Genomic DNA, 22789 nt, shown 5'->3' with positions numbered 1-22789 from the left:
GTCCAGGCGACTGGCCGAGCCGAGCCTCAGCGAGGTGCGGCGATGAGTGGCTACACCAGGCACACCTTCTGGCAAGACCGTCCCCGCGAGGATCTGGGCTTCTTCGGGCCCGATTCGCCGACCTGGAAGGTGTGGACCAGCCCGGCCGCGCTGATCGCTTTCCAGCGCTCCATCGTGGTGGAAACCTTCGATCCCTTTCTCGCGGCGGCGGTCGATCAGCAGAACGGGGTGCGCGAGGACCCACGCGGGCGGATGGACGGTACGCTCGCCTATTTCACCATCGTGGCCATCGGGGACAGCAGGTCCGCGATCGAGGCCTCCCGGCAATTGATGGGCGTGCACGCCAAGGCCGTCGGCGTCGAACCGCACAGCGGAAAACGGTTCAACGCCAACAATCCGGAAAGTCAGCTCTGGATCCACATCACCGGCTGGCATTCCGTGCTGCTCTGCTACGAGAAATACGGCCCGGGAAAGCTCGGCCCGGAAGAAGAGCAACGATACTGGGCCGACTGCGCGATCGCCGCGGAGTTGCAGACCTGCGATCCCGAACGGGTTCCGCGCAACCGGAAGGAACTGTGCCAGTACTACGAATCGGTGCGGGACAAACTGCATCTCTCCGCTGAGTCGAACGATCTCATCGACCGCTTCCTCAACCCGGAATTCACCAAGGGAATACTGTGGCCCGCCGGTAAATCGATCTCGGTCGCGACCATCGCCACCATTCCGCGCTGGATGCGCGAACTCGGCGGATTCGATCAGTCGAGGGTGCTCGATCTCGCGGTGCGCCTGCCCGCCAAGGCCCTGGTCCGCGCCCTCACGCCCAGGCGCGCCCGGTTGCGCGCGGCCAGATACCTCGCCCCTTCCGTGGGCCCCATCTGGAACTGGGCGCTCTGGGGCGATCCACCACTGCGTGCCGAGACGACCACACCCGCCCTGGCGAAGGAGCGGCTCGCCGCGCACGCGAGCTAGCCGTTCGCATAGGCCGATACGAGGAGAAAATTCGGCAGGTGCACATAGCTCTCGATGCCGGGAACACCGGATTCGGCGGCGACCGCGGGATCCAGTCCGGGCTCGGCGACCTCGTGCAGGCGGCAGCCGAGGGAGGCCAATTCGTTGAGATACGCCGAGACCGGGCGATGGAAATCGGGCGCGTGCTGCCCGGTGATCTCGTATTCCGCCAGGTACCGCCGCATGCGGTACTCGCCGTGGTCCCGCCAGGTGCCCCAGAGTCCCTCGAACGCCGGATGGACGATGGCGAACACGAACTGACCGCCCGGGCGCAGGGCTTCCACGCAGGCACGCATCGCGGGCTGCCATTCGGGGATCGCCATCAGGACCATGCTGCACGCCACGGCGTCGAAGGCAGCGCCGAGCTCCGGTAGCCGGGCCAGTTCCGCCTGCACGTACTCGATGCCCTGACGCCGCCCGGTTTCCGTGTCCCGCGCGAACGCGAACAGGCTGTCCGCGGGTTCGACCCCCACCACCTGCGCTCCCCGGTCGGCGAGCATCCGGCTGAAATATCCGTTTCCGCAGCCCGCGTCCAGCACCCGCTTGCCGGACACGTCCCCCAGCAGCCGCAGCAGTACCGGATTCACCAGGTGCCGCTTGGCGAAGTCCCCGTCCTCCGCGGTGGCTGCCATGTACTGGCGCGTGTTCGCGGAGTCCCACCGCCGGATCGCCGCTTCATTCGTCCATTCGGTCACCGGACCGAGCCTAGTGTCGCCGGGCGTCGTCCACGACTGCTTTGACGTACGCGGACTGCGCGGCGCGGATGTCCTGCGCGGAGCGCCCGCTGGCGAGCAGTTCCTCGATGAGGTCGATGTACATCGCGGAGAGCAGGGCGTGCGCGGTGTATCCGGCGTCGGGCACCGTGGGGACGGCGTCCTCGATCAGCTCCCGCAGCAGGGCGTGCATCCACCGGTAGTGGTCGGACTGCCGGATCCCGGCGGATGCGGTTTCCCGCGCGCTGATGAGGTGGCGGTTCTCGAGTTTGAAAGTGAGCACCGCGTCGAGGAAGGCGAGGATGCGTTCGCAGGACGGGGCCGCGGGGCCGAGTGGCGGTTCGCCGTTCTCCACGGCCTCGCGCAGTGCGGTGAGTTTGGCGTTCCACAGGGCGTCGAGCAGTCCGTCGCGGTTGCCGAAGGCCCGGAACAGGGTTCCTTTTCCGACCCCGGCCGCGGCGGCGATGGTGTCCATCGAAATGGTGTGCGGGGCGTCGGTCTCGGCGAAGAGTTCCCCGGCCGCGGCGAGGACGCGCGCGCGGGGGACCGGCGGACGGCCGCGCCGCGCAGAGGTTTCGGACTGATGGTCCGTAAGTCTGCTAGGCTGATGTGGACTCACAGTCCGAAAATACATCGGAGGATCGCATGGCACCAACTTCCACGCTGCCCGAGTGGCTGGCGCGTAGCCTCGAGGCGCTCAAGTCCGGGAATGTGGACGGCTATCTGGAGATGTACGCGCCCGACGCGGTGCACGAGTTCCCGTTCGCTCCCGAGGGGGCGCCCCGCCGTCTGGAAGGGCGCGCGGAGATCGCGGCCTATATGCGCGGGCTTCCCGGCCTGCTCCGCTTCGGGCCGTTCACCGACATCCGGGTGCGGCAGGCCGAGGACGAGACGATCGTGGAATTCACCGGCCATCACCACTCGGTCGCCGACGACGCGCCACGGGACATCGACTACGTCTTCATCATCACCCGCCGCGCTGGCAAGGTGACCCACATCCGTGACTACATGAACCCGCTGCAACTGGTCGCGGCGTAGGGAGGAGCTTCACCATGCCGAAATCGTTCACCGAAGCCGAACGTGAGGAATTCCTGGCCGGGGACCACATCGCCGTGGTCTCGGTCGCCGCGGACGACGGACGCCCGCCGATGGCCTTCCCGATCTGGTACGAGTACACCTCGGGCGGCGATTTCCTGATCAACACCGGCGCCGCGACCCGCAAGGCGCGGCTCATCGAGCAGTCGGGCGCGGTGACGCTGACCATCCAGCGCGGCACCCTGCCGTACCAGTACGTGATCGTGGAGGGCACCGTCACCGAGGCCGTCACTCCTTCCCCGTTCGAGGCGCGCGAGGGAATCGCGGTGCGCTACCTCGGCCCGGAGAGCGGTCGAGCCTTCGCCGAGAACGCGGATGGTGATCAGGCGGTGCTGTTCACCATCCGCCCCGACCGCTGGAGCACCAAGGACTACTCGGGCGAGGTCTGAGTATCGGGGTGCGGATCGATGCGCACTGGGCCGAAGGTGGCCGTAGTGCCGTTCGTGGCGAGCCCGATCTGCCCGTCGGTGAACCCGTTCTGCGGATCGCTGTACCGCAGTAGCAGCTTCTCGCCGAGGTGGACGCCGATCTCGGTGCCCCGGATGGTGATGCGCAGCGGCAGCTTTGTGCCCGGCCGGTAGTCGGAAATACGCGTGCTGGCCACGGTTTTCCCGGTGCGCTCGATGAACAGCTCACCGTCCGGGTGCACGCCGACCAGATAACCGGTGTCGACCTCGGCGGCGTTGGAGTTGCGCAGGATCACCCCGGCCCAGCTGGTGTACCCACCCGAACCGAGCGACAGGGTGGTGCGCACTTCCGCATCGCCCCAGGCACGGTCGCGCACCGCGGAGACGGCATCGGGCGCACCCGGATCACTCTGGGTGTACTGGCCGTTCGCCGCGGACCAGTTCCCCACGGTGTGCGTCCATGCCGTGTCCCCGCCGGTGAAGGAGTCCTGGAACGGTTCGCTCGCATCGCCTTGCCCCTTGTCGAGGGCTTCGAGCAGCGCCTTGTGCGCGTCCACTACACGGTTGCCATCGCGGGTGTAGGCGGTGATGCTGTCGATGACTCGCTGGCTGATCGAGCGCGCGGTCAGCGGGCTGTTCTCGGCGAGTTTGCTGAGCAGTTCGTAATCCTCCACCCCGTCGAGCTGGGTTTCGCTGCGCAGGCTGTCGTAGATGCCGAGCCGTTTCACATCCGGGCGGACCAGATAATTGTCCCCGGTCTGTGGCGCGTCGAAGGTGTTGATCTTCTCCCATGGCGGATTCTGTGACTGGTACCAGTAATTCCAGCCCCAGTGCAGGTAACCGATTCCGCCGACCTTCCAGATGAGCCAGGGGATGAGCCGGGTCTTGTCCAGGTGGTAGGAGATGAACCGGTTCATCTCATCGCCCTGCGGACCGATCGCGGTGTAGAGCCAGAGTTTCGTCCCGGAAATGCGCAGATCCTGGTAGTAGGAGATGTTCTGCTCGTAGAGATTGATGACCGGGGTGACCGTGGTCAGGTTCGGATCGATGCCCGGCATCTGGTGGTTGTGCGCCTCGTTCGTGCTGTAGTTCCCGTCCGGAAAATAGTTGCGGTATTTCTGGTAGAACCAGTTCGCCGCGGTGGCCTGGCTCGGCTGCGAGGGCTCGTCGACGGCGCTCATGGTGAACCGTTTCGTCCAGCCTTTCTCGTCCAGGTGTGCGCGCAACGCGGGGAGCAGCATGTCCAGGTAGGTGTTCGATTCCTGGCTGCCCGGCGGTACCAGGACCCGTTTGGTCTTGCCGTTGACCTTCTTGAGCATTTCCAGATCGGATCCGCCCGTGGAATTGGGTTCGAGCAGGGTCGGTGTGTAAATGTATTCCAGTGCGCCCGCGTCGATGAAGGTTTGCACGAACCGATCGAAGACAGACCAGTCGAAATGGTAGATACCGTTGTCGTCGATCGTGGTCGCCGGAATGAGCAGCGCCTGGAAGTCGGTGTAGATGACGTTGTTCCGGTGCTCGGCCATGTTCCGTGCGATGTTCTGGATCACCTGCCACCAGCGCGGGTCGTACATCTGCACCCCGTACTGCAGCGGGATCGCCTCGACGGTGCCCTTGTAGTCCCAGCCCGCCGAGGTGAACCAGTTGTTCATCTGGAAATGCTGCTCGTTCGCCGGAGGCAGGGTCACATCGTAGACGCGCAGGGAAACCGGGAGGACGCGCGCGCCCGCCTCGGTGAGCACGATGATCTGGCCGCGGTACACCCCGGGCGGCTGGTCCTCCGGAACCCGGACACTGAAGTAGTACGGTTGGGTGGAATTCGCGGCGACCCGTCCGGGATTGTTGTCGACCAGCGCATCGTAATAGGAATTCCCGCCATCGGGTGGCTGCTGGATGTCGCCGCCGATCTTCTGGATGTGCGGATGGTTGTATTCCTTGCGCAGCTGCACGGCCGATGGCGGGATGATGCCCCGGCTCCCGGCGAGCAGGCCGGTCGTCACGTGCACGAAATTCAGGTCCCGGTAGGCCGGGGCGCGCACCGCGATCTGTGCGGCTTCCTGTTCGCCGCGCGCCGCGTCCAGTGATACCGAACGTGTCGCGCCGGCCGGTTCGGGGGAGGAAGAGAACACCCGGTCGGCGGAATCCTTGGTCCACACCGCGGGCCCGGAATTCGCTGCGGCCCCGGCCGGGGCGGTGAACCCGAGCGTGCCGAGGATGACGGCGAGCACGGCGACACCCAACCGCGCGAGCGTGCGCCGTGCCGGGGACTGCTTCGACCGGGCCTGCATGCGATCACCTCACTCTTCCGGGCCGTTTGTATCCACTCACCGCGGCTGCGGTCGCCGTTATCGCCGCACGGGTCTGCTGCTGGGTTCGCTGGGCCACCGCCACGTAGAGCACGTCGAGCACGACCAGCTGGGCATGCCGCGCGGCGATGGCTTCGGTGTGATAGCCGAGATCCCCGACGCTGGAGGTGAGCACGAGGCGGGCCTGTGTTCCGATCGGGGACTGCGCGTCATCGGTGACGGCGATGGTGAACGCGCCCTTGTCCCCGGCCTCGGTGAGCACGTCGTACACATCGCGGGTGTGGCCGCTGTGCGAAATCGCCAGCAGCACATCGCGGTTGCCGAGCAGCGCGGCCGCGGAAAGGGCGAGATGGGTGTCGGCCCACGTCCAGCAGGGCACCCCGATCCGGTAGGCGCGCTGCTGGAAATCATTGGCCATGACCCCGGAACCACCGGTGCCGAAGATCTGCACCCGGCGCGCGGAAGCGAGCCGGCCGGCCGCGGTGTCGATATCGGTGAGGTTGAGTTTGGTGACCGATTCCGTGACGGCGTGTCCCACATTCGCCGAGACGACGGTGGCGATCTGTGCGAGATCATCTTCGGCGCTGACATCGGTGCCGATCGTGGCGGCCAGCGAATCCTGGTACGAGCGCCCACTGTCCGAGGCGAGCCCGAGGCGCAGTTCGGAATATCCGGAAAGGCCGAGTGCCCGGCACAACCGGGTGATGCTCCCGGTGGACACCGCGCACGCATCGGCCAGTTCCACGATCGTCGATCGGGAGGCGGCCGCCGGATCCTCGAGGACGAGTTCGGCTATCCCGCGCTGCACCTCGGGGAGGGCGGGAAGGATCGCGCGCAGTCGTTCGCTGACGCCCGGCTCGTTGCTGGAAAGTGGTGCCACGTGCACTCCGCGTGATGTGGCGAACGGTGAGGAAAGAAAAATTATGCGCAGTACCCACTCGGCGTCAATAGGACGAACGGGCGGTGAACGCGCGCCGAAGCCCGGATCGTATGGCCTATTGACATTCGGGCACCGGGGTTCCACAGTATCCACCAATCCCTACTCGACGCGCCGAGCGGATCCGGTCGTGGCGAAAAATTCTTCACCACATCCGGATTTGCGATTACGGGGCGTCAACAGGAGGTCGGCCCATGGGACAACCGGCAGGGGCAAGCGAGGTCGGTGCGGGCGCATTTCTCACCCGTGCGCGGGAATTGCTCGACCAGGTGGCCGAGCGGAACGTCGAAGCGGTCGCCGAAGCGGCCACGATGATCACCCATGCCCTGCGTTCCGGGGGAATCGTGCAGGCCTTCGGCACCGGGCATTCCGAGGGGCTGGCCATGGAGATCGCCGGTCGCGCGGGGGGTCTCGTGCCGACGAACAAGGTGGCACTGCGGGACCTGGTCGTGCTCGGCGGCGAACCGGCGCAGGTGCTGTTCGACGCGAAACTCGAACGCGATCCGGAAGTGGCGCACCGGCTGTACACGCTCACCGATCCGCGTCCGGATGATCTTTTCGTCATCGCCTCGAATTCCGGGGTCAACGGTTGCATCGTGGAAATGGCCAAGCTGGTCAAGGACAAGGGGCACGCGCTGATCGCGGTGAATTCGCGGGCACATTCCGAGGGAGTACCGTCTCGGCATCCGAGCGGTAACAAACTGGGGGATTACGCCGACCTGGTACTCGACAACGGGGCGCCGTACGGCGATGCGATTCTGCGCATGGCCGACGGCGGTTCGGTGTGTGCCATTTCCTCGATGTCCGGGGCGTTGCTCGTGCAGCTGACGATCGCGGAAGTGGTGCGCGCCTTCGCGCTCGACGGTGAGCCCGCCCCGGTGTACCGCTCGGCGAACATTCCGGATGGGGATGAGCACAACAAAACACTCGAAGCGCGTTACGCCGGGAGGATTCGGCGCAGCGCATAGGGATCAAAGGAGATCACCAATGAACCTCGACAGGCGGACGTTCATCAGGGGTAGTGCGCTGGCGGGCCTGCTCGCGGTCCCGGTCGTCGGTGGCTGCGCGACCGGTGGCGGCGGTGGGGGGAACACCGCGGTCACCGGAAAGGTCACCCCGGACAATCCGCTTGGCATGGCCGTCGACACCCCGGTCAAGGTGTACATCTTCGACGGCGGATACGGCTCCGAATACGCCAGGAGCGTGCACAAACCGATGCTCGAGGGGAAACACAAGGGCGCCAAGGTCGACATCCAGGTCACCAAGGAAATCAACAAGGTGCTGCAACCGCAGTTCGCCGGCGGAACCCCACCGGATGTGGTGGACAACGACGGCGACAACAAGATGGACGAGGGTTCGCTGAGCGGGGACGGCCAGCTCACCGATCTCACGCGGCTGCTGGACGCGCCCGCTTGGGATGTGCCCGGTAAGAAGGTCGGCGATCTGCTCGATCCCTCGGCGAAGGAATTCGGCACCTACAACGGAAAGCTCGTCGAGGTGCTGTACACGCTGAACTCCTACGGGATCTGGTATTCGCAGAAACTGTTCCGGGAGCGCGGCTGGCAGGTGCCGAAGACCTGGGACGAGTTCGTGAAGCTGTGCCAGACCATCAAGGGTTCCGGGATGGCCGCGTACACCTATGCCGGGAAATACCCGCAGTATCAGATGGAACCCATGCTGACCATGGCGATCAAGACCGGTGGCCTCGAGGTGATGAAGAACATCGACAATCTCGAGGACGGGGCGTGGAAGGCGGAGCCGATCAAGCAGGCCGCGGCCGCCTGGCAGGAGATCGGCGCGAAATACCTCATGGAGGGGACCGCGGGCATTTCGCACACCGAATCGCAGACCAAACAGAACAACGGTCAGGTCGCGATGCTGCCCTGCGGCTCCTGGATCGAGAACGAGCAGAAGAAATCCATTCCACCGGGATTCGACTACGGCGTGCTCCCGGTTCCCTCGCTCACCGGTTCGGACAAGCTGCCGCAGACCGCGATCCACTCCATCCCCATCGGCGGTTTCCTGGTCCCGGCCAAGGCGAAGAACCCGGGCGGTGGCCTGGAATACCTGCGCGCCATGCTGTCCAAGGAAGGGGCGACCCGGTACTCGGCGATGACGGCCTCGATGACCGTTGTCAAGGACGCGATCCCGGAGAAACAGAGCCCGGGACTCGCCTCGACGGTGCAGATGCACACGGCCGCCGGGGAGAACGCCTTTTCCTGGCGCTTCGAATACTGGTACAAGCAGCTTTTCGACGCGGTGAAATCGGCGACCAATGAGCTCATGGCCGGGCGCATGACCCCGGACGCGTTCTGCGATCAGGTGCAACAGAAGGCCGATCAGCTCAAGAAGGACCCCTCGGTCAAGAAGTACCACCGCTGAGCGGAGCAGGCGAATGCTGGCCACCCGGCGCAAATTCCTGTTCATCGTCGGTTTCCTCGCCCTGCCGGCGCTGATCTACGTGGTGTACGTGATCTCGCCGTATGTGCAGGCGTTCCAGATCGCGTTCACCGACTGGCACGGAGCGAGCCAGACCCAGAACTTCGTCGGGTTCGCCAATTTCGAGGCGCTGTTCGCCGATTCCACGTTCTGGCACGCGATCGGGCATAACGCGATTTTGCTCGTGCTCGGCCCGTTGATCGTGCTCGGGCTCGGGATGTTCTTCGCTTTCCTGCTCACCTCGGGCGGGCGCAAGGGCGGGGTCGGCGGTTCGAAGGTGTACCGGGTGATCATCTTCCTGCCGCAGGTGCTCTCGCTGGTGATCGTCGCGGTGCTGTTCCAGTCGGTGCTCAAGACCGACACCGGAGGCATGATCAACGGCCCGCTGATCGGTCTCGGCGCGCAGCCGATCGGTTTCCTCACCAGCCCGGATCTGGCCCTGTGGTCGGTGCTCGGGGTGCTCGTCTGGCAGCAGGTGGGGTTCTACGTGGTGTTGTTCAGCGCCGCCATGGGCAATGTACCGCTGGAGATCTATGAATCGGCGCGCCTCGACGGGGCGAACCGGATCCAGATGTTCTTCCGTATCACGCTCCCGCTGCTGTGGGACACGGTGCAGACCGCGTGGGTCTACATGGGAATCGCCGCGTTCGACGTGTTCGCGATCGTCTGGGTGCTCACCGTCGACCAGGGCGGCCCGGACGGTTCCACCCAGGTGCTGTCCACCGAGATCTACCGCAATGCCTTCGTGTACTCGAAATTCGGGTACGCCTCGGCGATGGGGGTAGTGCTGTTCTTCGTGATCCTGATCTTCGCGGGCGTGGTTTTCGGGCTGACCAGGCGCGAGCGGGTGGAACTCTAGGAGGCAGGGCATGACTGCTCCGAAGGCAACGAGCGCGGGAGCATCGCAGCGAGCGCCAGCGAGTGAGGAGCGCACCGGGCGAGGAGGCGAGGCATGAGTATCGACGCACCCGCGCGCACCGGCCGTGGCGAGATCGAACCCGCGAACGTGAACACCCGCAGATCATCGGGTTTTCTCGGCGGTGTCTCGCACGTGGTGCTTTTCGTATGGGCCGTGCTCATCGTCGTGCCGATCATCTGGATATTCGTTTCCTCGTTCAAATCCAATACCGAACTGTTCACCAATGCGTGGTCGATTCCCGGGCAGCTGCGCACCGGCAACTGGTCCCGCGCGTTCAGTGAGGGGAACATCGGCCGATTCTTCCTGAACACGATTCTGGTGGTCGCAGCCGGGACGTTCGGCACGATGGTGCTCGGTTCGATGGCCGCCTATGTGCTGGCCCGCTATCCGTTCCGGGGCGCCAGGTTCATCTACTTCGTGTTCGTGGCCGGGCTGGCCTTCCCGGTGTTTCTCGCGCTGACCCCACTGTTCTTCGTGGTGCGCAATATCGGGCAGATTCCGGGAATCGGCCAGTTCATCGGGCTCGATTCCTACGGCGGGGTCATCCTCGTCTATATCGCCTATTCGTTGCCGTTCACGGTATTCTTCCTCACCGCGTTCTTCCGCACCCTGCCCACCCCGGTGGCCGAGGCCGCGGTGATCGACGGCTGCTCGAACACCCGGCTGTTCTTCCGGGTGATGATGCCGATGGCCAAACCGGGACTGATCAGCATCACCATCTTCAACGTGGTCGGCCAGTGGAACCAGTATCTGCTGCCGCTGGTGCTGCTTTCCGGTCAGGCCAAGGACAAATGGGTGCTCACCCAGGGCATCGCGGACATCGCGATCAGTTCCAGTTATCGCGCGGACTGGCCCGCCCTGTTCGCCGCGCTGTCCATGGCGATCCTGCCGATGATCATCGTGTATGTGCTCTTCCAACGGCATATTCAGGCCGGACTCACCGCGGGCGCGGTGAAATAGTGCCGTTCGCGCTGGGCATGGACATCGGCGGCACCCGAACTCGGGCCGCGCTGCTCGACGAGTCGGGAACGGTGCGCGGCACCGGGACCGCGGCCGGGGCGAACCCGGTCAGCGCCGGGGTGCCCGCCAGCGCGGCACGGATCGGCGAGGCGGCCGGTCGCGCGCTGGATGGCCACCGGGGCGCGGATGTGCGCGCGGTACTGCTCGGCATGGCGGGCGGACACGTGCTCGTGGGGACCTTCGAAGCGATCGGCGCGGCGCTGCGCGGGATCGGCATCGCCGTGGTACCGCGGCACATCGGGGATGTGGCGCTCGCCTTCGCCGCCGGTACCGGAGAACCGGACGGCTGCGCGCTCATCGCGGGAACCGGCGCGATCGCCGGGCGGATCCGGAACCGGTGTGCGGTCCGGTACGCCGATGGGCACGGCTGGGCGCTCGGGGACCGCGGATCCGGGGTGTGGCTCGGCCGCCACGCCGTGCAGCACGCCCTGGACGCGCTCGACAACGACCGGCCGGACGAGCTCGCCGAGCGGGTGTACACGGCACTCGGTGCGCGCGATCGCGAGGCCATCTACGCCGTCGTCTACGCGGACCTTCCGGGCAGCCTCGCCCGGCTCGCCCCGCTCGTGCTCGATCGCACGGTGCCCGCGGCGTGCGCCATCCTCGACGAGGCCGCCGCGCAGCTGCTCGCCACCGCGACCCTGGTCCGGGAACACGAGACCGAACCACTCGTGCTCGCCGGGGGACTGCTCACCGGGAACGGTCCGCTCGCCGAACGGGTGCACGCGCTCGCCGGGGAACGCTGGGCCCGGGTGCACCGGGCGGGCGACGGTGCGGAAACCGCCGCCCGGTTGGCATTGCGGGAAATCTCCTGCGCGGAAGGTTCAGAGCTGCGAGGATGAACGAATGCGTAGGGTGAGCTTCGCCGAATACGGTGGTCCGGAGGTACTGCGCCTGGAAGAGGCGCCGGTTCCCGAGCCGGGGGAGGGACAGCTGCTGGTGCGGGTCGCCTGCGCCGGGTTGAGCGCCCCCGTCGTGCGGCAGTTGCGCGGGAGCCCGGACGGCAACGGGGTGGACCTGCCCTGTGCACCCGGCGGAGACATCGCGGGCACCGTGGTCGCGGTCGGTGATGGGGTGACCGGATTCGCCGAGGGGGACCGGGTGGCCGCGGTCGCGTTCACCGGTGCCTACGCCGATTACGCCCTCTCTGCGGAATCGTTCAGCATCGCGCTCGGTGCTGAGGTGGACTTCGCCACCGGTGCCGCACTGGTGCGCAACGGCCAGGTCGCGCTGGGCGCACTGCGCACGGCGGGCATCCGGGAAGGCGAAGCGGTCGCGGTCACCGGGGCGGCGGGCGGGGTCGGACACCTCGCGGTGCAGCTGGCCGGACTGCTCGGCGCGGGATCGGTGCTCGGCGTGACCGGAGACAAAGCCAAGGCGGGCTTCCTGCGTGAACTGGGTGCCGCGGAGGTACTCGACTACGCGGAGTTCGGCGCCGGGGAAGTGGCCGACCGGGTCGTGGACGGGGTCGGCGGTGCGGTGCTCGGCCGTTCGGTCGCCGCGCTGCGCCCGTTCGGCACGGTGGTCAGCTACAGCGCGGCCGACGGGTACGTGGACGCGACCCCGCTGCGGATGGGCATGCGGTGCGTACGCGGATTCGGGATGGCCCCGTACGTGCGCGCCGATCCGGAACGCTACGCCGAACACGGGCGGGAACTGCTGCGCCTTGCCGCCTCGGAAGCACTGCGGCCGCGCACCACCGGTTACCCGCTCGCCGAGGCCGCCGATGCGCATCGGGTACTGCTCGACCGGGCGGCGCTCGGCAAGGTACTGCTGGAGATCAGCTGACCGGATCGAGCACGAAAACCGGGATCACCCGGCCCGTTTGGACTGGTATCCGGCGTACGGCGGGAAGGCTTCGACGGCACGCCGCCACCAGATGTCCCGCTCCTCGCCGTGCGGTTCCTTCTTCAGGTTGTGGTACCAGACCGGGTGCTTCGGGGCACCGCCGAGCGAGGCCACCGCCGCGTGGCTGCCCTCGTGCTCCACCCGCATCAGCGGGGTCTTGCGCAGCTTGCCGGTCTTGGCTCCCTTGCTGGTGAGCACGATGATCGGCAGGTCGTGCATGGTCGTGGCCTCCTGGCCACCGGACTTCTCGAATTCCTCGGCCTGTTCGCGGGCCGGCTCGAAGGGGCTGGGCTCCTCTCTCCCCGTCGTGGCATAGCCCATCTCTACCCGATGCGTGCGGCGCGCTCAAAAGACAGGCACGCCTGTATGTGAGTGTTATTCTCCGGCCGTGTCCGAGCAACCGCGAAAGCAGCGCCGTTCCCAGGAGGAACGCAGCGCGTCCATGCGGCGCAAACTGCTCGACGCGACCGTGGACTGCCTCATCGAGCACGGCTATTCGGGGACCACGACCACCCGGGTCGCCGACCGCGCCGGGGTGACCAGGGGCGCCCAGGTCCACCACTTCCACACCAAGGCCGAACTGGTCATCGCGGCCGTGCGGCACCTCGCGGAGCGCCGTTCCGTGCTCGACGCCGAACAGATCGAACGGTTACGGCGGGCCCCGGACAAGATCGACGCCGGGCTCGACTTACTGTGGTCGGTGCACCAGGGACCGGTGTTCGCCGCGACCATGGAACTGTGGACCGCCGCGCGCACCGATCCGGAACTGCGGGCGCAGCTCAACCAGATCGAACCCGCGGTCACCGCGAGCATCGTGGAACGCGGCAGCGCGATCTTCCCCTCCTTCGCCGAACACACCAGCTTCCGGCACTGGGTCTACACCGCCATGGACACCATTCGCGGACTGCTCGTTGCCGAGTTCATCGACGCGGACGAGCGACGCCTGCAGCAGCGATGGCAGCGGGCGAAGGGCCATCTGCGTCTCGCGGCGGAGGCCCTTGCCGTGGAGATCGGCGCGACTTCTTAGCGGTGCCGCCGGGGTTTGCCTAGCGGCGCGGGCGCCCCTAGGGGTGGAACACCTGACGTAGCCACTCCACCAGCATCAGGCCGAGCAGCACGGCGATGAACAGGGCGATCACCGCGGGGATGAAACCGCGGTATCGCTTGGTGCTGATGGTGCGCCTGCGCTGCGGGAACGCCTCGAACTCGGGTTCTTCCTCCTGCACGATCGCCGCGATACCGTGCGGCGGGGTCGGCGGATCCTCACCCGCCTCGGCCAGTGGTGGTTCGGGGCTGGTCAGCACGGCGGGCTTCGGGGTGCGCAGCGCCGGGGCGCGCAGTGTCGAAGTGGCCCGGGACGGAGTCTTTCCGGTCGGCTGCGCGGCGAAGCCCTCAGCGATGAGTTCCTCGCGGCTCGGGGCCTGCTCGGCGGCGCCGAGTGCCTCGCAGACGGCGAGTGCCCCGTCCGCGGACCAGTTGTCCTTGCGCTTGCCCTGGTGGTGCAGGTGTCTGCGCAGGTCGCGGGCATTGCCGAGGTCCTGGGCGAGTACCACGTTCATCCCCCGGCGCAGCCGGCCGTGCCCGGCGATGTGCAGGTCGTGTTCCTCGGCGGGGACGACGATGACCAGACCGCCGATCCGCCCGACGTCCACGCCGTAGTCCTCGAGCGCCTCGCCGAGCGCGTAGATGTTCGTGTCCAGCTCGCTGGCCGGATTGGCCTGCCGGGTGCGGATCAGCGCCGGCTGGCCGTCGACGGTCCAGCTCGCCGAGGGCGGGCAGCGCAGGGTGCCGCGCTGGCGCTGCAGCAGGTCGGCGACCTCGATCGCGGTGATCCCGTGCGGGGTGATCGCGAGCGCGCCGATCGTGCGGTGGCCGTGCAGCTGATGCGGCACCCGGGCACCGACGAGCAGCAGTCCCGGCGTGTCCAGCGAGCTGGCGAACAGCTCCGCGATCCGCCGTAGTGCCCCCGACGAATCCTCCGCACGCCGGACATGGGTGGGTCCGACCTTGACGAGCATTCCTCTTCTCCGTAATTTGGTGCGCCCTGCCTCCATCATGCTGTGCGAAGCGAGATTTTGCAGCAGGCCACGCCAAACTTACGGGCTGAATTCGTAATCGGCGAGGCTGAAATGCTTGCTGCGCCAGATCGACTCGTAGGTGGTTGTCGGGCGCAGAAACGGTGCGTCCCCGCGCGCGTCGAAGTAGTAGCTGTTCGCCCCGGCGCAGTTGTTGTGGAACACGCTGTACCGCAATCGCCGCCGCATCGTGGCGAAATAGCGATCGTTGGCCTCCGCGCGCACGGTCACCCTGGTCGAGCCGGTTCCCCTGGCGTATTCGATACAGCGCAGGATGTGGTTGGTGACCGCCTCGATCAGCCCGAAATACGAGGCGCCGGTGAACGCGTACGGGCCGAACATCAGCCACAGATTCGGTGCCACCGGCAGCGAGGCGCCCTCGTAGGCCTGGTATCGGTGCTCGGCCCAGAAATCGGCGAGTTCGCGTCCTTCGCTGCCGTAGACCGGAAAACTCGGGATGTTACCGCGTTCGGTGGTGAGGAATCCGGTGGCCAGAATCAGCACTTCGGCCCGGCGTTCGCGGCCGTCCGACCCCAGTACCCCGTCCGCGGTGATTTTCCCGATCGGATCGGTGACCAGTTCGACGTGATTCTTGGTGAAGGCGCGCAGGTAGCTGTTCGACATGGACGGTCGCTTGCACCCGAATCCGTAATCCGGGGTGAGTTTGCGGCGCAGTTCGGGATCCGGCACCTGAGCGCGCAGATGCATTGTGCAGATTCGTTCCGCGATGTGCGCGACGAACGGCAGCCGGGTGTACTGCAGCGCGGCGACGGTGAACACCGCTTCCACGGCGAGCAGTGCCCCGGTGCGCACCGCGCGCTGGGCCGCGGGGACCCGGTCGAACAGGGTGCGCAGCGGGCGCGGGAATCGCGGATCGAGCTTGGGGAACACCCAGATCGGCGTGCGCTGATAGACGGCGAGCGAACGGGCCCGCCGCGCCACCTTCGGGATCAGTTGCAGCGCGGAGGCACCGGTGCCGATCACCGCGACAGCCTTGTCCGCGAGCTCCACTTCCGGATCCCAGTCCGCGCTGTGCACCAGGGTGCCCGCATAGTCCTCGAGTCCGGGGATCTCCGGCGGTCTGGGGCGGGCCAGTACTCCGGTCGCCGGGATCAGGAACCGGGTGCGCAGGTATCTTGTCGAGTCACCGTCCCCATCGGCCAGTTCGACCAGCCAAGTGTCCCGGTCCGGTTCGAACCGCGCCGCGGTGACCTGCGCCCCGAACCGGATGTGCGGTTCGAGCCCGCACTCGGCGACGCACCGCTCGGCATAGGCCCTGATCTCGTGCCCAGGGGGAAAGGCGCGGCTGAACTTCGGGGCCGGGGCCCAGGGCCAGGGATAGGAGTAGACCAGCGGGGTGTCCACGGCGACCCCGGGATAGGTGTTGTCCCGCCAGGTCCCGCCGATCTCGGTACCCGATTCGAGGATCAGGAAGTCCTCGATCCCCGCCGCGGCCAGCCGCATACCCATTCCGATCCCGGAGAATCCGGCGCCGACGATGATGACCTCGTGGTCCACGCTGACCACCTCCGCGAACCAGGCTAACGCACACACCTACTCTTGAGTAGGGTCTAGCCCGGGGCTCCGTGCCCTGCTGCGCCGCGACGTCGGCGAACTGCCTTCGCATGCCGGCGCGGCGCCTCGCGGTGTCGTCCTCCTCCCGCTGGGCTTTCGACGTTGCAACGCCGCCGCGCTGTCGTCGTCCGCCTTGCCGATCTCGGGTGCGAGCGCCCCGCGGGGGCACCGTCACGCTGACTCCCGCTCGCGACGGACCAGAGCCTCCAGGCGCACTCAAAGTCCCAATCGAGTCAATGCGTGCGAATTCGGGCGCCGCTACCTGCATCGATAGGCTGTGTGCGGGAGTCGTGAATCCTTGGGAGGGGAATTCTGATGCTCGATCGCGTGGGCTGTAGACGGCCGAGAGCGGGTGCGGCGATCGCGGTCGCGGTGCTGTGCGGAGTGCTCGCCGCCGGGTGTAGTGGTTCGAGCCCCGGCCCCGATCCGCAGGGGCGCCCCGTCCCCTCGATGAGCGAACCGGTGATCCCGCCACCCAAGACCCTGTTGAGCAGTTCCACGAGCACCGAACACAAGGGCGGCAAATGGGCCGCGCTGACCTTCGACGACGGGCCGAATGGCAACTACACCCACGAGGTGCTCGAGGTGCTGAAGAAATACCACGTCAAGGCCACCTTCTGCATGATCGGCAAGCAGGCGGCCGGCCAGCCCGCGGTGGTCGGCGAGGTGGCCGCGGCCGGGATGCGGCTCTGCGATCACACCCTCGATCACGATGAGCGCCTGCCGGGCAAGAAGCTCACCGCGATCGATCACGAGATCGTCGGCGGGGCGGATGCCATCTCGCGCGCCGCGGGCCCGAACACGCACGTGTTCTACTACCGCGCACCGGGCGGGAAGTGGAATCAGACCATTCGCCGGGTCGCCGCGGGGCACGACCTGCGTTCGCTGGCGTGGACCGTGGACACCGCCGACTGGAAGCGTCCCGGGGTTTCCGTGATCCTGGCCAAGGTGCGCCGCGAGCTCAAACCGGGCGGGGTGATCCTGATGCACGACGGTGGCGGAAACCGCGCGCAGACCATCGCCGCGCTGCGCCAGCTCATCCCGAAGCTGCTCGCCGAGGGTTGGCATTTCGACTTCCCGAGTCGTACCGCGGTGTGAAGTTCGCGAAAAAATTGAGCGCCTAGCCGGTCTTGACCGAAGTTTTTTGCGTCAATACTCTTCTCTCCGACAAGTTCTGTTTCGGACGACGAGGTCTGCGCCAGAGGGTGGTTCCGCCAGCCCGGCCTGCTGTCGACACGGAGGAAGGGGCAACGCGGATGCCGTCCAGCCTGACCTGGCAGCGGATGACCCGGCGAAAATCGATCGAGAACCTGCTGGCGGAGTCCGGTTCGGAGGACGATTCGGGTGCCCTGGACCGCTCGGTCGGGCTCGGCAAACTCACCATGGTCGGGGTCGGCTCGACGATCGGGACCGGGATCTTCGTGGTGCTCACCGAGGCGGTGCCGAAGGCCGGGCCCGCGGTGATCCTCTCGTTCCTGATCGCCGGGATCACCGCGGCGCTCACCGCGTTGTGCTATGCGGAGATGGCCTCCCGCATTCCCGTTTCCGGTGCCTCCTACACCTACGCGTACGCGACCATGGGAGAGTTCGTCGCCTACATCATCGGCGCCTGCCTGCTGCTGGAGTACGGGATCTGCTCGGGCGCGGTGGCCGTCGGCTGGGGCCAATACCTCAACCAGTTCCTCACCGAGGCTTTCGGCACCGCGCTTCCCGCGGAGCTGAGCATGGCACCGGCCCAGGGCGGCGTGGTGAACCTGCCCTCGGTGGTGCTCGTGTTCGGCTGCTGCCTGCTGCTGGTGCGCGGGGTCCGCGAGTCGGCGACCATGAACGCGATCACCGTGGTGCTCAAGCTCGCGGTGCTCGCGCTGTTCGTGTGCGTGGCCTTCACCGCGTTCAGCTCGCACAATCTGGCGCCGTTCGCCCCGCTCGGGATGGCCGGGATCGGTTCGGCCGGTTCGATGATCTTCTTCTCCTATATCGGCATCGACCTGGTGGCCACCGGGGGAGAGGAGGTGCGCAATCCCAAGCGCACGGTTCCGCTGGCGATCGTGTTCTCGGTCATCGTGGTCACCGTGGTGTACGCGCTCGTTGCGCTGGCCGGGGTCGGAGCCCTGCCCTGGGGCGAGTTCGCGGGCACGAATGGGGACCTCGCCGGGATCATGCACGCGGTCACCGGAGCGGGCTGGCCCTCGCTGGTGATCGCGATCGGCGGGGTGATCTCCATCTTCGGGGTCACTCTGATCACCATCTACGGCCAGACCCGGGTGCTCTACTCGATGGGCCGGGACGGCATGCTTCCCGCGCGATTCCGTTCGGTGAGCCGGAAAACCCGCGCCCCGGTGGCGAACACCTGGATCGTGTGCGTGTTCGTCGCCCTGCTCGCCGGATTCGTTCCACTGTCCACTCTGGCCAATCTCACCAGTATGGGCACCCTGGTCGCGTTCATCGTGGTCTCGATCGGCGTGATCCAGCTGCGCCGCCGCGACCCGGAGCCCCCGCCGTTCCGGGTGCCCGGTTATCCGGTGACTCCGCTGCTGTCCATCGCCGCCTGCGTGTACCTGATCATCGGCCTGCCTGCCGAGACCTACCTGCTGTTCGCCCTGTGGGTGGGCGCGGCGCTGATCTACTATTTCACCTACGGCGCCAAGCATTCGAGCCTGGAGAAGGCCGGAATGCCCGCCCCGATACGCGAGGAGGTCGGTTGAGGAGCATGCTCACTTTCGGCGCACCCGTCTCGGTGCACCCCGATGTCGATCCGCTCGAGGACATCCGATGGGCGGACCGGCAACCGGGAATCGAGGCCGCCTGGTCCATCGATCACCTGCGCGGCTGGTACCCGCGCGGAACCGAACCGGGAGCGCTCGCCGATCCGCATCGCCTGCTGGACCCGTTCGCGGTGCTCGCGGCAGGGGCCACGGCAGCCGAACGGATCCGGCTCGGTGTCGCGGTCACCGATCCGCTGCGCCGCACCGGGGTGGCGCTCGCGCACGCTGCGAGCACGGTGAGCTGGCTGGGCAGGCGCGAGTTCGCGCTCGGTATCGGGGTCGGCGATCCCGGCCAGCTGCGCCCGTTCGAACTGCACTCGGGCACCTCGCGGACCGGGCGGCTCGGCTATATGCGCCCGATGCTGGACACGTTGAGCACGCTGCGCACCGATGGGCGGCTCGCGATCACCGAGACCGCCGGGTTCGGTCTGCACATCGCCGCGCACGGTCCCAGGATGCTGGAACTGACCGCGCGGCACGCCGATGGGTGGCTGCCCACCAGTCTGCCCGCCGAGCACTACGCCGAACGGCTCGCCACGGTGCGCGCGCATGCCGAGGCGATCGGGCGCGATCCGGGAGCGATCCGCCCGGAACTGTTCGTGTGGACCGCGCTCGCCCCGAGTGGCGCGGAAAGCCGGGCCCTGCTGCGGCATCCGAGCGTGCGCGCGGTCGCCCTGTACCGGGGTCCGGATGGTTTCGCCAGGCACGGCGCCGAATTCCCGCTCGAACAGGGTTACAACCCGGACGATGTTCCCGCGGAGCGGGCCACGGAACTGCTCGAATCCATTCCGGACGCGGTGGTCGCCGATGCCGTGCTGCACGGCTCGCCGGAGCAGGTGCGCGAACAGTTGCACGCCTACGAACGAGCCGGATGCGAGCACGTCGTCTGTTACGACATCGGACGGTTCGCCGACGCCGAGGGCACCGAGCGCTTCCGGGCCGGAATGCGCTCGGTGCTCGAGGCCTGAGCCCGCGGGTGTGTCCGACGCGCCCTAACCCGCCAGCTGTTTGTTGACCCACTCGTGGAAGGCGCCGATGTGGTGCTCACTGGGCACGAGCACCCCGCCGTTGCCGTAGGCGCGCGAGGACATGGTCGGCTGACACCGTTCGCAGGCGTCGAAGTCCTGCTGGTTGACCCGGTGGAACAGTTCGAAGGACGCGCTGAGATCGGTCCCGGAATCGACGACCGAGCGGTCGTAGAGCCAGTCGCATTCCACGATGGTGCGGTCCACGCTCACCGGGAACATCCGGTGCAGGATCACGTGATCGGGCACCAGGTTCAGGAAGACCTGCGGGTTCACGGTGATCGCGTAGTAGCGCCGGTCGTGGTCCTCGCCGACATCGGTGAGCCGGTCGAAGCCCTCGCTTCCGTCCACGGTGAACCCGCCGACCTCCTCGCCGAATTCCGCGCCGTGCCCGACGTAGTATTGCGCGGCGTAACCATCGGCGAATTCCGGGAGCACCTCGGTCAGTTCCGGGTGGATCGTCGCGCAGTGATAGCACTCCATGAAATTCTCGATGATCAGTTTCCAGTTCGCGGCCACGTCATAGGTGATCCGCTTGCCGAGGGCGAGATCCTCGATGTGCCATTCCTCGACCGCGTTCTCGTCGCCCATCCGCTCGGCGACCGCACCCATCACGGTCTCGCTGAACGACGGCGGTTCCTCTGCGAGGCACACCCAGGCATAGCCCAGCCATTCCCGAAGGTGCACGCCGATGAGCCCGAATTCGGTGCGGTCGATATCGGCCATGCTCGACAGGTTCGGTGCGGCGACGAGTTTCCCGTCCAGCCCGTAGGTCCAGGCGTGGTACGGGCATTGCAGGGATCGGCGCACCTCCCCGGATTCCTCGGTGCACAGCTTCGCGCCCCGGTGCCGGCACACATTGAGGAAGGCGCGCAGCTTCTTGTCCCGGCCGCGCACCACGAGCACGCTTTCCCTGCCCACCTGGACATTGCGGAAGGAACCGGGATTGGGCAGGTCCGCCGAACGGATCGCGCAGAACCAGTACTGTTCGAGGATTCGCGCCTGCTCGAGCGCGAAGGTCTCGCTTTCGGTGTACGAGTAACCGGGCAACGTGGCGATGAGACTGGAGGGAAGCGCTGTGGAGGCGGTCATAGTCATAGGTCCTTCACGCGAGTGCGACGACGCTTGCTTGCTGGGTGCTGAGGTCTCGGCGCAGCCTGCCGAACTGCTTGGGATTGTTCACCGCGAGCACGGCGTGCAGTACGCCCTCGCGGGAATAGGTCGCGGCGAATTTCCCGCTCGCCGGGTCACCGTCGACGATCGAGACGGTATCGTCTTCGGCGCGCTGCCCGGCGAACTGCAGCCGCATGCCGTACTGATCGGACCAGAAGTAGGGGATGGCATCGCGCGGGGCGGGCGGCTCCGGGCTGCCGAGCAGGGTGCCCGCCGCGGCGGCGGACTGGGTGATCGCGTTCGTCCAATGTTCGATGCGCTGCACCCGTCCGGCGAACGGACGGTGCGAGCTCGCGCAGTCGCCGACCGCGACCACCCCGGGAATCCCGGTGGCACACTGGGAATCGGTGACCACACCGCCGTCGATGCGCAGCCCGGAACCGGCGAGCCAGTCCACGTGCGGCCGGGCACCGACTCCGGCGATGACCACATCCGAGGCCAGCACCCGCCCGTCGGCGAGCTCTACCTCGTGTTCGCCGACCGAACGCACCGCCGTATCGGTGATCAGCTCGACCCCGTTCGTGGCGTGCCAGCCCGCGCACACCGCGCCGAGTTCCGCGCCGAGCGGACCGGAAAGCGGGACCCGGGCCCGTTCCACGATCGTCACCGAGGCGCCGAGGTTCGCCGCCGTGGCCGCGATCTCCGCGCCGATGAACCCGGCGCCGATCAGCACGACCCGCGCACCTGGCGTGATCCGCTCGCGCAGCGCCTTCGCGTCCTCGATGGTGCGCAGCCCGAGTGCCCCGGGGAACGGGTTCGCGCCCGCACCGGTGGCGAGCACGATCCCGTCCGCGCGGATCCGCGAGCCGTCCTCGAGTTCCACCGCGGTGTCCCCGGTGTCCAGCCGCACCGCGGTTTTCCCGAGCCGCCAATCGAGTTCCAGGCCATCGTCCTCGGGTTCACCGAGCCCGATATCGGCCTCGTCCACCGTGCCCGCGAGGAATTCTTTGGACAGGGGCGGACGGTCGTACGGTGCGGCCGATTCCGCGCCGATCAGGGTGACCGTTCCGTCGAATCCCTTGCGGCGCAAGGCTCGCGCGGTGTTCAGCCCGGCGAGGCTCGCGCCGACGACGGCGATCGAACGCATCAGGCGACCCCGATCTCCTCGCCGACCGGAAGCTCCGCGGGTGTCTCGTTGATCGCCACGTAGACGGTGCGATCCGAGACGATGACCTGGTGGGTGCGCACCGCCTTCTTCGCGGGCGGACCGGATGGCATTCCGGTGCTCAGATCGAAGCAGGCCGCGTGCAGCGGGCATTCGACGCAGCCGTCCTCGACCCAGCCGTCCGCGAGTGAGGCGTCCTGGTGCGTGCAGGTGTCGTCGATGGCGTAGAGGGCGTCACCGGTGTTGAACACGGCGATCGGCACGTCGGCGTTGAACCGGAACGCTTCGCCTTCCGGGATGTCGTCGATGGAACAAACCGAGATCATGGGTACCACCAGCTTCGGGGGCGTCGGGGCGGGTGATGTGTTGCTCAATAAGC

General features: G+C 67.1%; 23 protein-coding genes. 13 read left to right on the top strand and 10 right to left on the bottom strand.

Annotated features, from left to right (window positions below; all coding sequences use genetic code 11):
- Positions 1 to 42: 42 nt before the first annotated feature.
- The gene (locus tag A37U_RS0114760; RefSeq protein ID WP_020497414.1) at positions 43 to 969 is read left to right on the top strand and encodes an oxygenase MpaB family protein; all 927 of its coding nucleotides are present in this window, start codon (positions 43 to 45) and stop codon (positions 967 to 969) included.
- Here A37U_RS0114760 and A37U_RS0114755 read toward each other — a convergent pair.
- Positions 966 to 1703 (bottom strand): class I SAM-dependent methyltransferase, encoded by a 738-nt coding sequence (locus tag A37U_RS0114755; RefSeq protein ID WP_020497413.1) that lies wholly within the window; start codon positions 1701 to 1703, stop codon positions 966 to 968. The two genes, A37U_RS0114760 and A37U_RS0114755, sit on opposite strands and share 4 nt — an antisense overlap.
- Positions 1704 to 1713: 10 nt before the next feature.
- Complete coding sequence (locus A37U_RS0114750; RefSeq protein WP_083933526.1) at positions 1714 to 2355, bottom strand: TetR/AcrR family transcriptional regulator; 642 nt, start codon at positions 2353 to 2355, stop codon at positions 1714 to 1716.
- An 11-nt stretch (positions 2356 to 2366) separates the two neighbouring features.
- On the opposite strand from A37U_RS0114750, the gene A37U_RS0114745 reads away from it, so the two are divergent.
- The gene (locus A37U_RS0114745; RefSeq protein ID WP_020497411.1) at positions 2367 to 2759 is read left to right on the top strand and encodes a nuclear transport factor 2 family protein; all 393 of its coding nucleotides are present in this window, start codon (positions 2367 to 2369) and stop codon (positions 2757 to 2759) included.
- A gap of 14 nt (positions 2760 to 2773) precedes the next feature.
- A complete protein-coding gene (locus A37U_RS0114740; protein ID WP_020497410.1) occupies positions 2774 to 3205 on the top strand; it encodes a pyridoxamine 5'-phosphate oxidase family protein in 432 nt (143 codons plus the stop codon).
- Here the strand turns inward: A37U_RS0114740 and A37U_RS0114735 are convergent.
- Positions 3187 to 5511 (bottom strand): DUF4091 domain-containing protein, encoded by a 2325-nt coding sequence (locus A37U_RS0114735; RefSeq protein WP_020497409.1) that lies wholly within the window; start codon positions 5509 to 5511, stop codon positions 3187 to 3189. The two genes, A37U_RS0114740 and A37U_RS0114735, sit on opposite strands and share 19 nt — an antisense overlap.
- Before the next feature lie 4 nt (positions 5512 to 5515).
- Positions 5516 to 6409: a MurR/RpiR family transcriptional regulator gene (locus A37U_RS0114730; RefSeq protein ID WP_020497408.1), complete on the bottom strand. Its 894-nt coding sequence runs from the start codon at positions 6407 to 6409 to the stop codon at positions 5516 to 5518.
- A 251-nt stretch (positions 6410 to 6660) separates the two neighbouring features.
- Between A37U_RS0114730 and A37U_RS0114725 the strand changes: the two genes are divergently transcribed.
- The 6 genes from A37U_RS0114725 to A37U_RS0114700 all read left to right on the top strand — a co-directional run bounded on the left by A37U_RS0114725 (position 6661) and on the right by A37U_RS0114700 (position 12632).
- Positions 6661 to 7434, top strand: a complete 774-nt coding sequence (locus tag A37U_RS0114725) for a sugar isomerase domain-containing protein (RefSeq protein WP_020497407.1) — start codon at positions 6661 to 6663, stop codon at positions 7432 to 7434.
- 19 nt (positions 7435 to 7453) lie between these two features.
- Complete coding sequence (gene ngcE, locus A37U_RS0114720; protein ID WP_020497406.1) at positions 7454 to 8848, top strand: N-acetylglucosamine/diacetylchitobiose ABC transporter substrate-binding protein; 1395 nt, start codon at positions 7454 to 7456, stop codon at positions 8846 to 8848.
- Between the two features lie 13 nt (positions 8849 to 8861).
- Positions 8862 to 9764 (top strand): carbohydrate ABC transporter permease, encoded by a 903-nt coding sequence (locus A37U_RS0114715; protein WP_020497405.1) that lies wholly within the window; start codon positions 8862 to 8864, stop codon positions 9762 to 9764.
- 93 nt (positions 9765 to 9857) lie between these two features.
- Positions 9858 to 10784 (top strand): carbohydrate ABC transporter permease, encoded by a 927-nt coding sequence (locus A37U_RS0114710; RefSeq protein ID WP_020497404.1) that lies wholly within the window; start codon positions 9858 to 9860, stop codon positions 10782 to 10784.
- On the top strand, positions 10784 to 11686 hold the full coding sequence (locus tag A37U_RS0114705; RefSeq protein WP_020497403.1) for an N-acetylglucosamine kinase: 903 nt from the start codon (positions 10784 to 10786) through the stop codon (positions 11684 to 11686). The genes A37U_RS0114710 and A37U_RS0114705 overlap by 1 nt, the downstream gene beginning before the upstream one ends.
- A 4-nt stretch (positions 11687 to 11690) precedes the next feature.
- Positions 11691 to 12632 carry a quinone oxidoreductase family protein gene (locus tag A37U_RS0114700; protein ID WP_026197234.1) on the top strand — a complete coding sequence of 314 codons (942 nt, stop codon included), beginning with the start codon at positions 11691 to 11693 and terminating at the stop codon, positions 12630 to 12632.
- Positions 12633 to 12656: 24 nt separating this feature from the next.
- Here the strand turns inward: A37U_RS0114700 and A37U_RS43805 are convergent, their stop codons facing one another.
- Entirely contained in the window at positions 12657 to 13013 is a 357-nt protein-coding gene (locus A37U_RS43805; RefSeq protein ID WP_020497401.1) for a nitroreductase/quinone reductase family protein, read from the bottom strand.
- Positions 13014 to 13080: 67 nt separating this feature from the next.
- Between A37U_RS43805 and A37U_RS0114690 the strand changes: the two genes are divergently transcribed.
- Positions 13081 to 13719, top strand: a complete 639-nt coding sequence (locus tag A37U_RS0114690; RefSeq protein WP_240437589.1) for a TetR/AcrR family transcriptional regulator — start codon at positions 13081 to 13083, stop codon at positions 13717 to 13719.
- A gap of 37 nt (positions 13720 to 13756) precedes the next feature.
- Here the strand turns inward: A37U_RS0114690 and A37U_RS0114685 are convergent, their stop codons facing one another.
- On the bottom strand, positions 13757 to 14710 hold the full coding sequence (locus A37U_RS0114685) for an NERD domain-containing protein (protein ID WP_020497399.1): 954 nt from the start codon (positions 14708 to 14710) through the stop codon (positions 13757 to 13759).
- A 78-nt stretch (positions 14711 to 14788) separates the two neighbouring features.
- Positions 14789 to 16285: a flavin-containing monooxygenase gene (locus tag A37U_RS0114680; RefSeq protein WP_205622940.1), complete on the bottom strand. Its 1497-nt coding sequence runs from the start codon at positions 16283 to 16285 to the stop codon at positions 14789 to 14791.
- 372 nt (positions 16286 to 16657) lie between these two features.
- Between A37U_RS0114680 and A37U_RS0114675 the strand changes: the two genes are divergently transcribed.
- The 3 genes from A37U_RS0114675 (at position 16658) to A37U_RS0114665 (ending at position 20075) form a co-directional block, all read left to right on the top strand.
- The gene (locus A37U_RS0114675; protein WP_205622939.1) at positions 16658 to 17440 is read left to right on the top strand and encodes a polysaccharide deacetylase family protein; all 783 of its coding nucleotides are present in this window, start codon (positions 16658 to 16660) and stop codon (positions 17438 to 17440) included.
- A gap of 158 nt (positions 17441 to 17598) precedes the next feature.
- Complete coding sequence (locus tag A37U_RS0114670) at positions 17599 to 19047, top strand: amino acid permease (protein WP_020497396.1); 1449 nt, start codon at positions 17599 to 17601, stop codon at positions 19045 to 19047.
- Positions 19048 to 19052: 5 nt separating this feature from the next.
- Complete coding sequence (locus A37U_RS0114665; protein ID WP_020497395.1) at positions 19053 to 20075, top strand: LLM class flavin-dependent oxidoreductase; 1023 nt, start codon at positions 19053 to 19055, stop codon at positions 20073 to 20075.
- Between the two features lie 24 nt (positions 20076 to 20099).
- Here the strand turns inward: A37U_RS0114665 and A37U_RS0114660 are convergent, their stop codons facing one another.
- From A37U_RS0114660 to A37U_RS0114650, 3 genes are read right to left on the bottom strand one after another with little or no spacing between them, the layout of a single operon-like run.
- Entirely contained in the window at positions 20100 to 21224 is a 1125-nt protein-coding gene (locus A37U_RS0114660; RefSeq protein WP_020497394.1) for an aromatic ring-hydroxylating oxygenase subunit alpha, read from the bottom strand.
- 13 nt (positions 21225 to 21237) lie between these two features.
- Entirely contained in the window at positions 21238 to 22392 is a 1155-nt protein-coding gene (locus A37U_RS0114655) for an NAD(P)/FAD-dependent oxidoreductase (RefSeq protein ID WP_020497393.1), read from the bottom strand.
- Positions 22392 to 22736 (bottom strand): bifunctional 3-phenylpropionate/cinnamic acid dioxygenase ferredoxin subunit, encoded by a 345-nt coding sequence (locus tag A37U_RS0114650; RefSeq protein ID WP_020497392.1) that lies wholly within the window; start codon positions 22734 to 22736, stop codon positions 22392 to 22394. Before A37U_RS0114650 ends, A37U_RS0114655 begins: the two co-directional genes overlap by 1 nt.
- Positions 22737 to 22789 lie beyond the last annotated feature (53 nt).

The sequence above is a fragment of the Sciscionella marina DSM 45152 genome, assembly GCF_000379465.1.
GTDB lineage: Bacteria > Actinomycetota > Actinomycetes > Mycobacteriales > Pseudonocardiaceae > Sciscionella > Sciscionella marina.
This window is presented reverse-complemented; position numbering and strand designations above follow the sequence as displayed.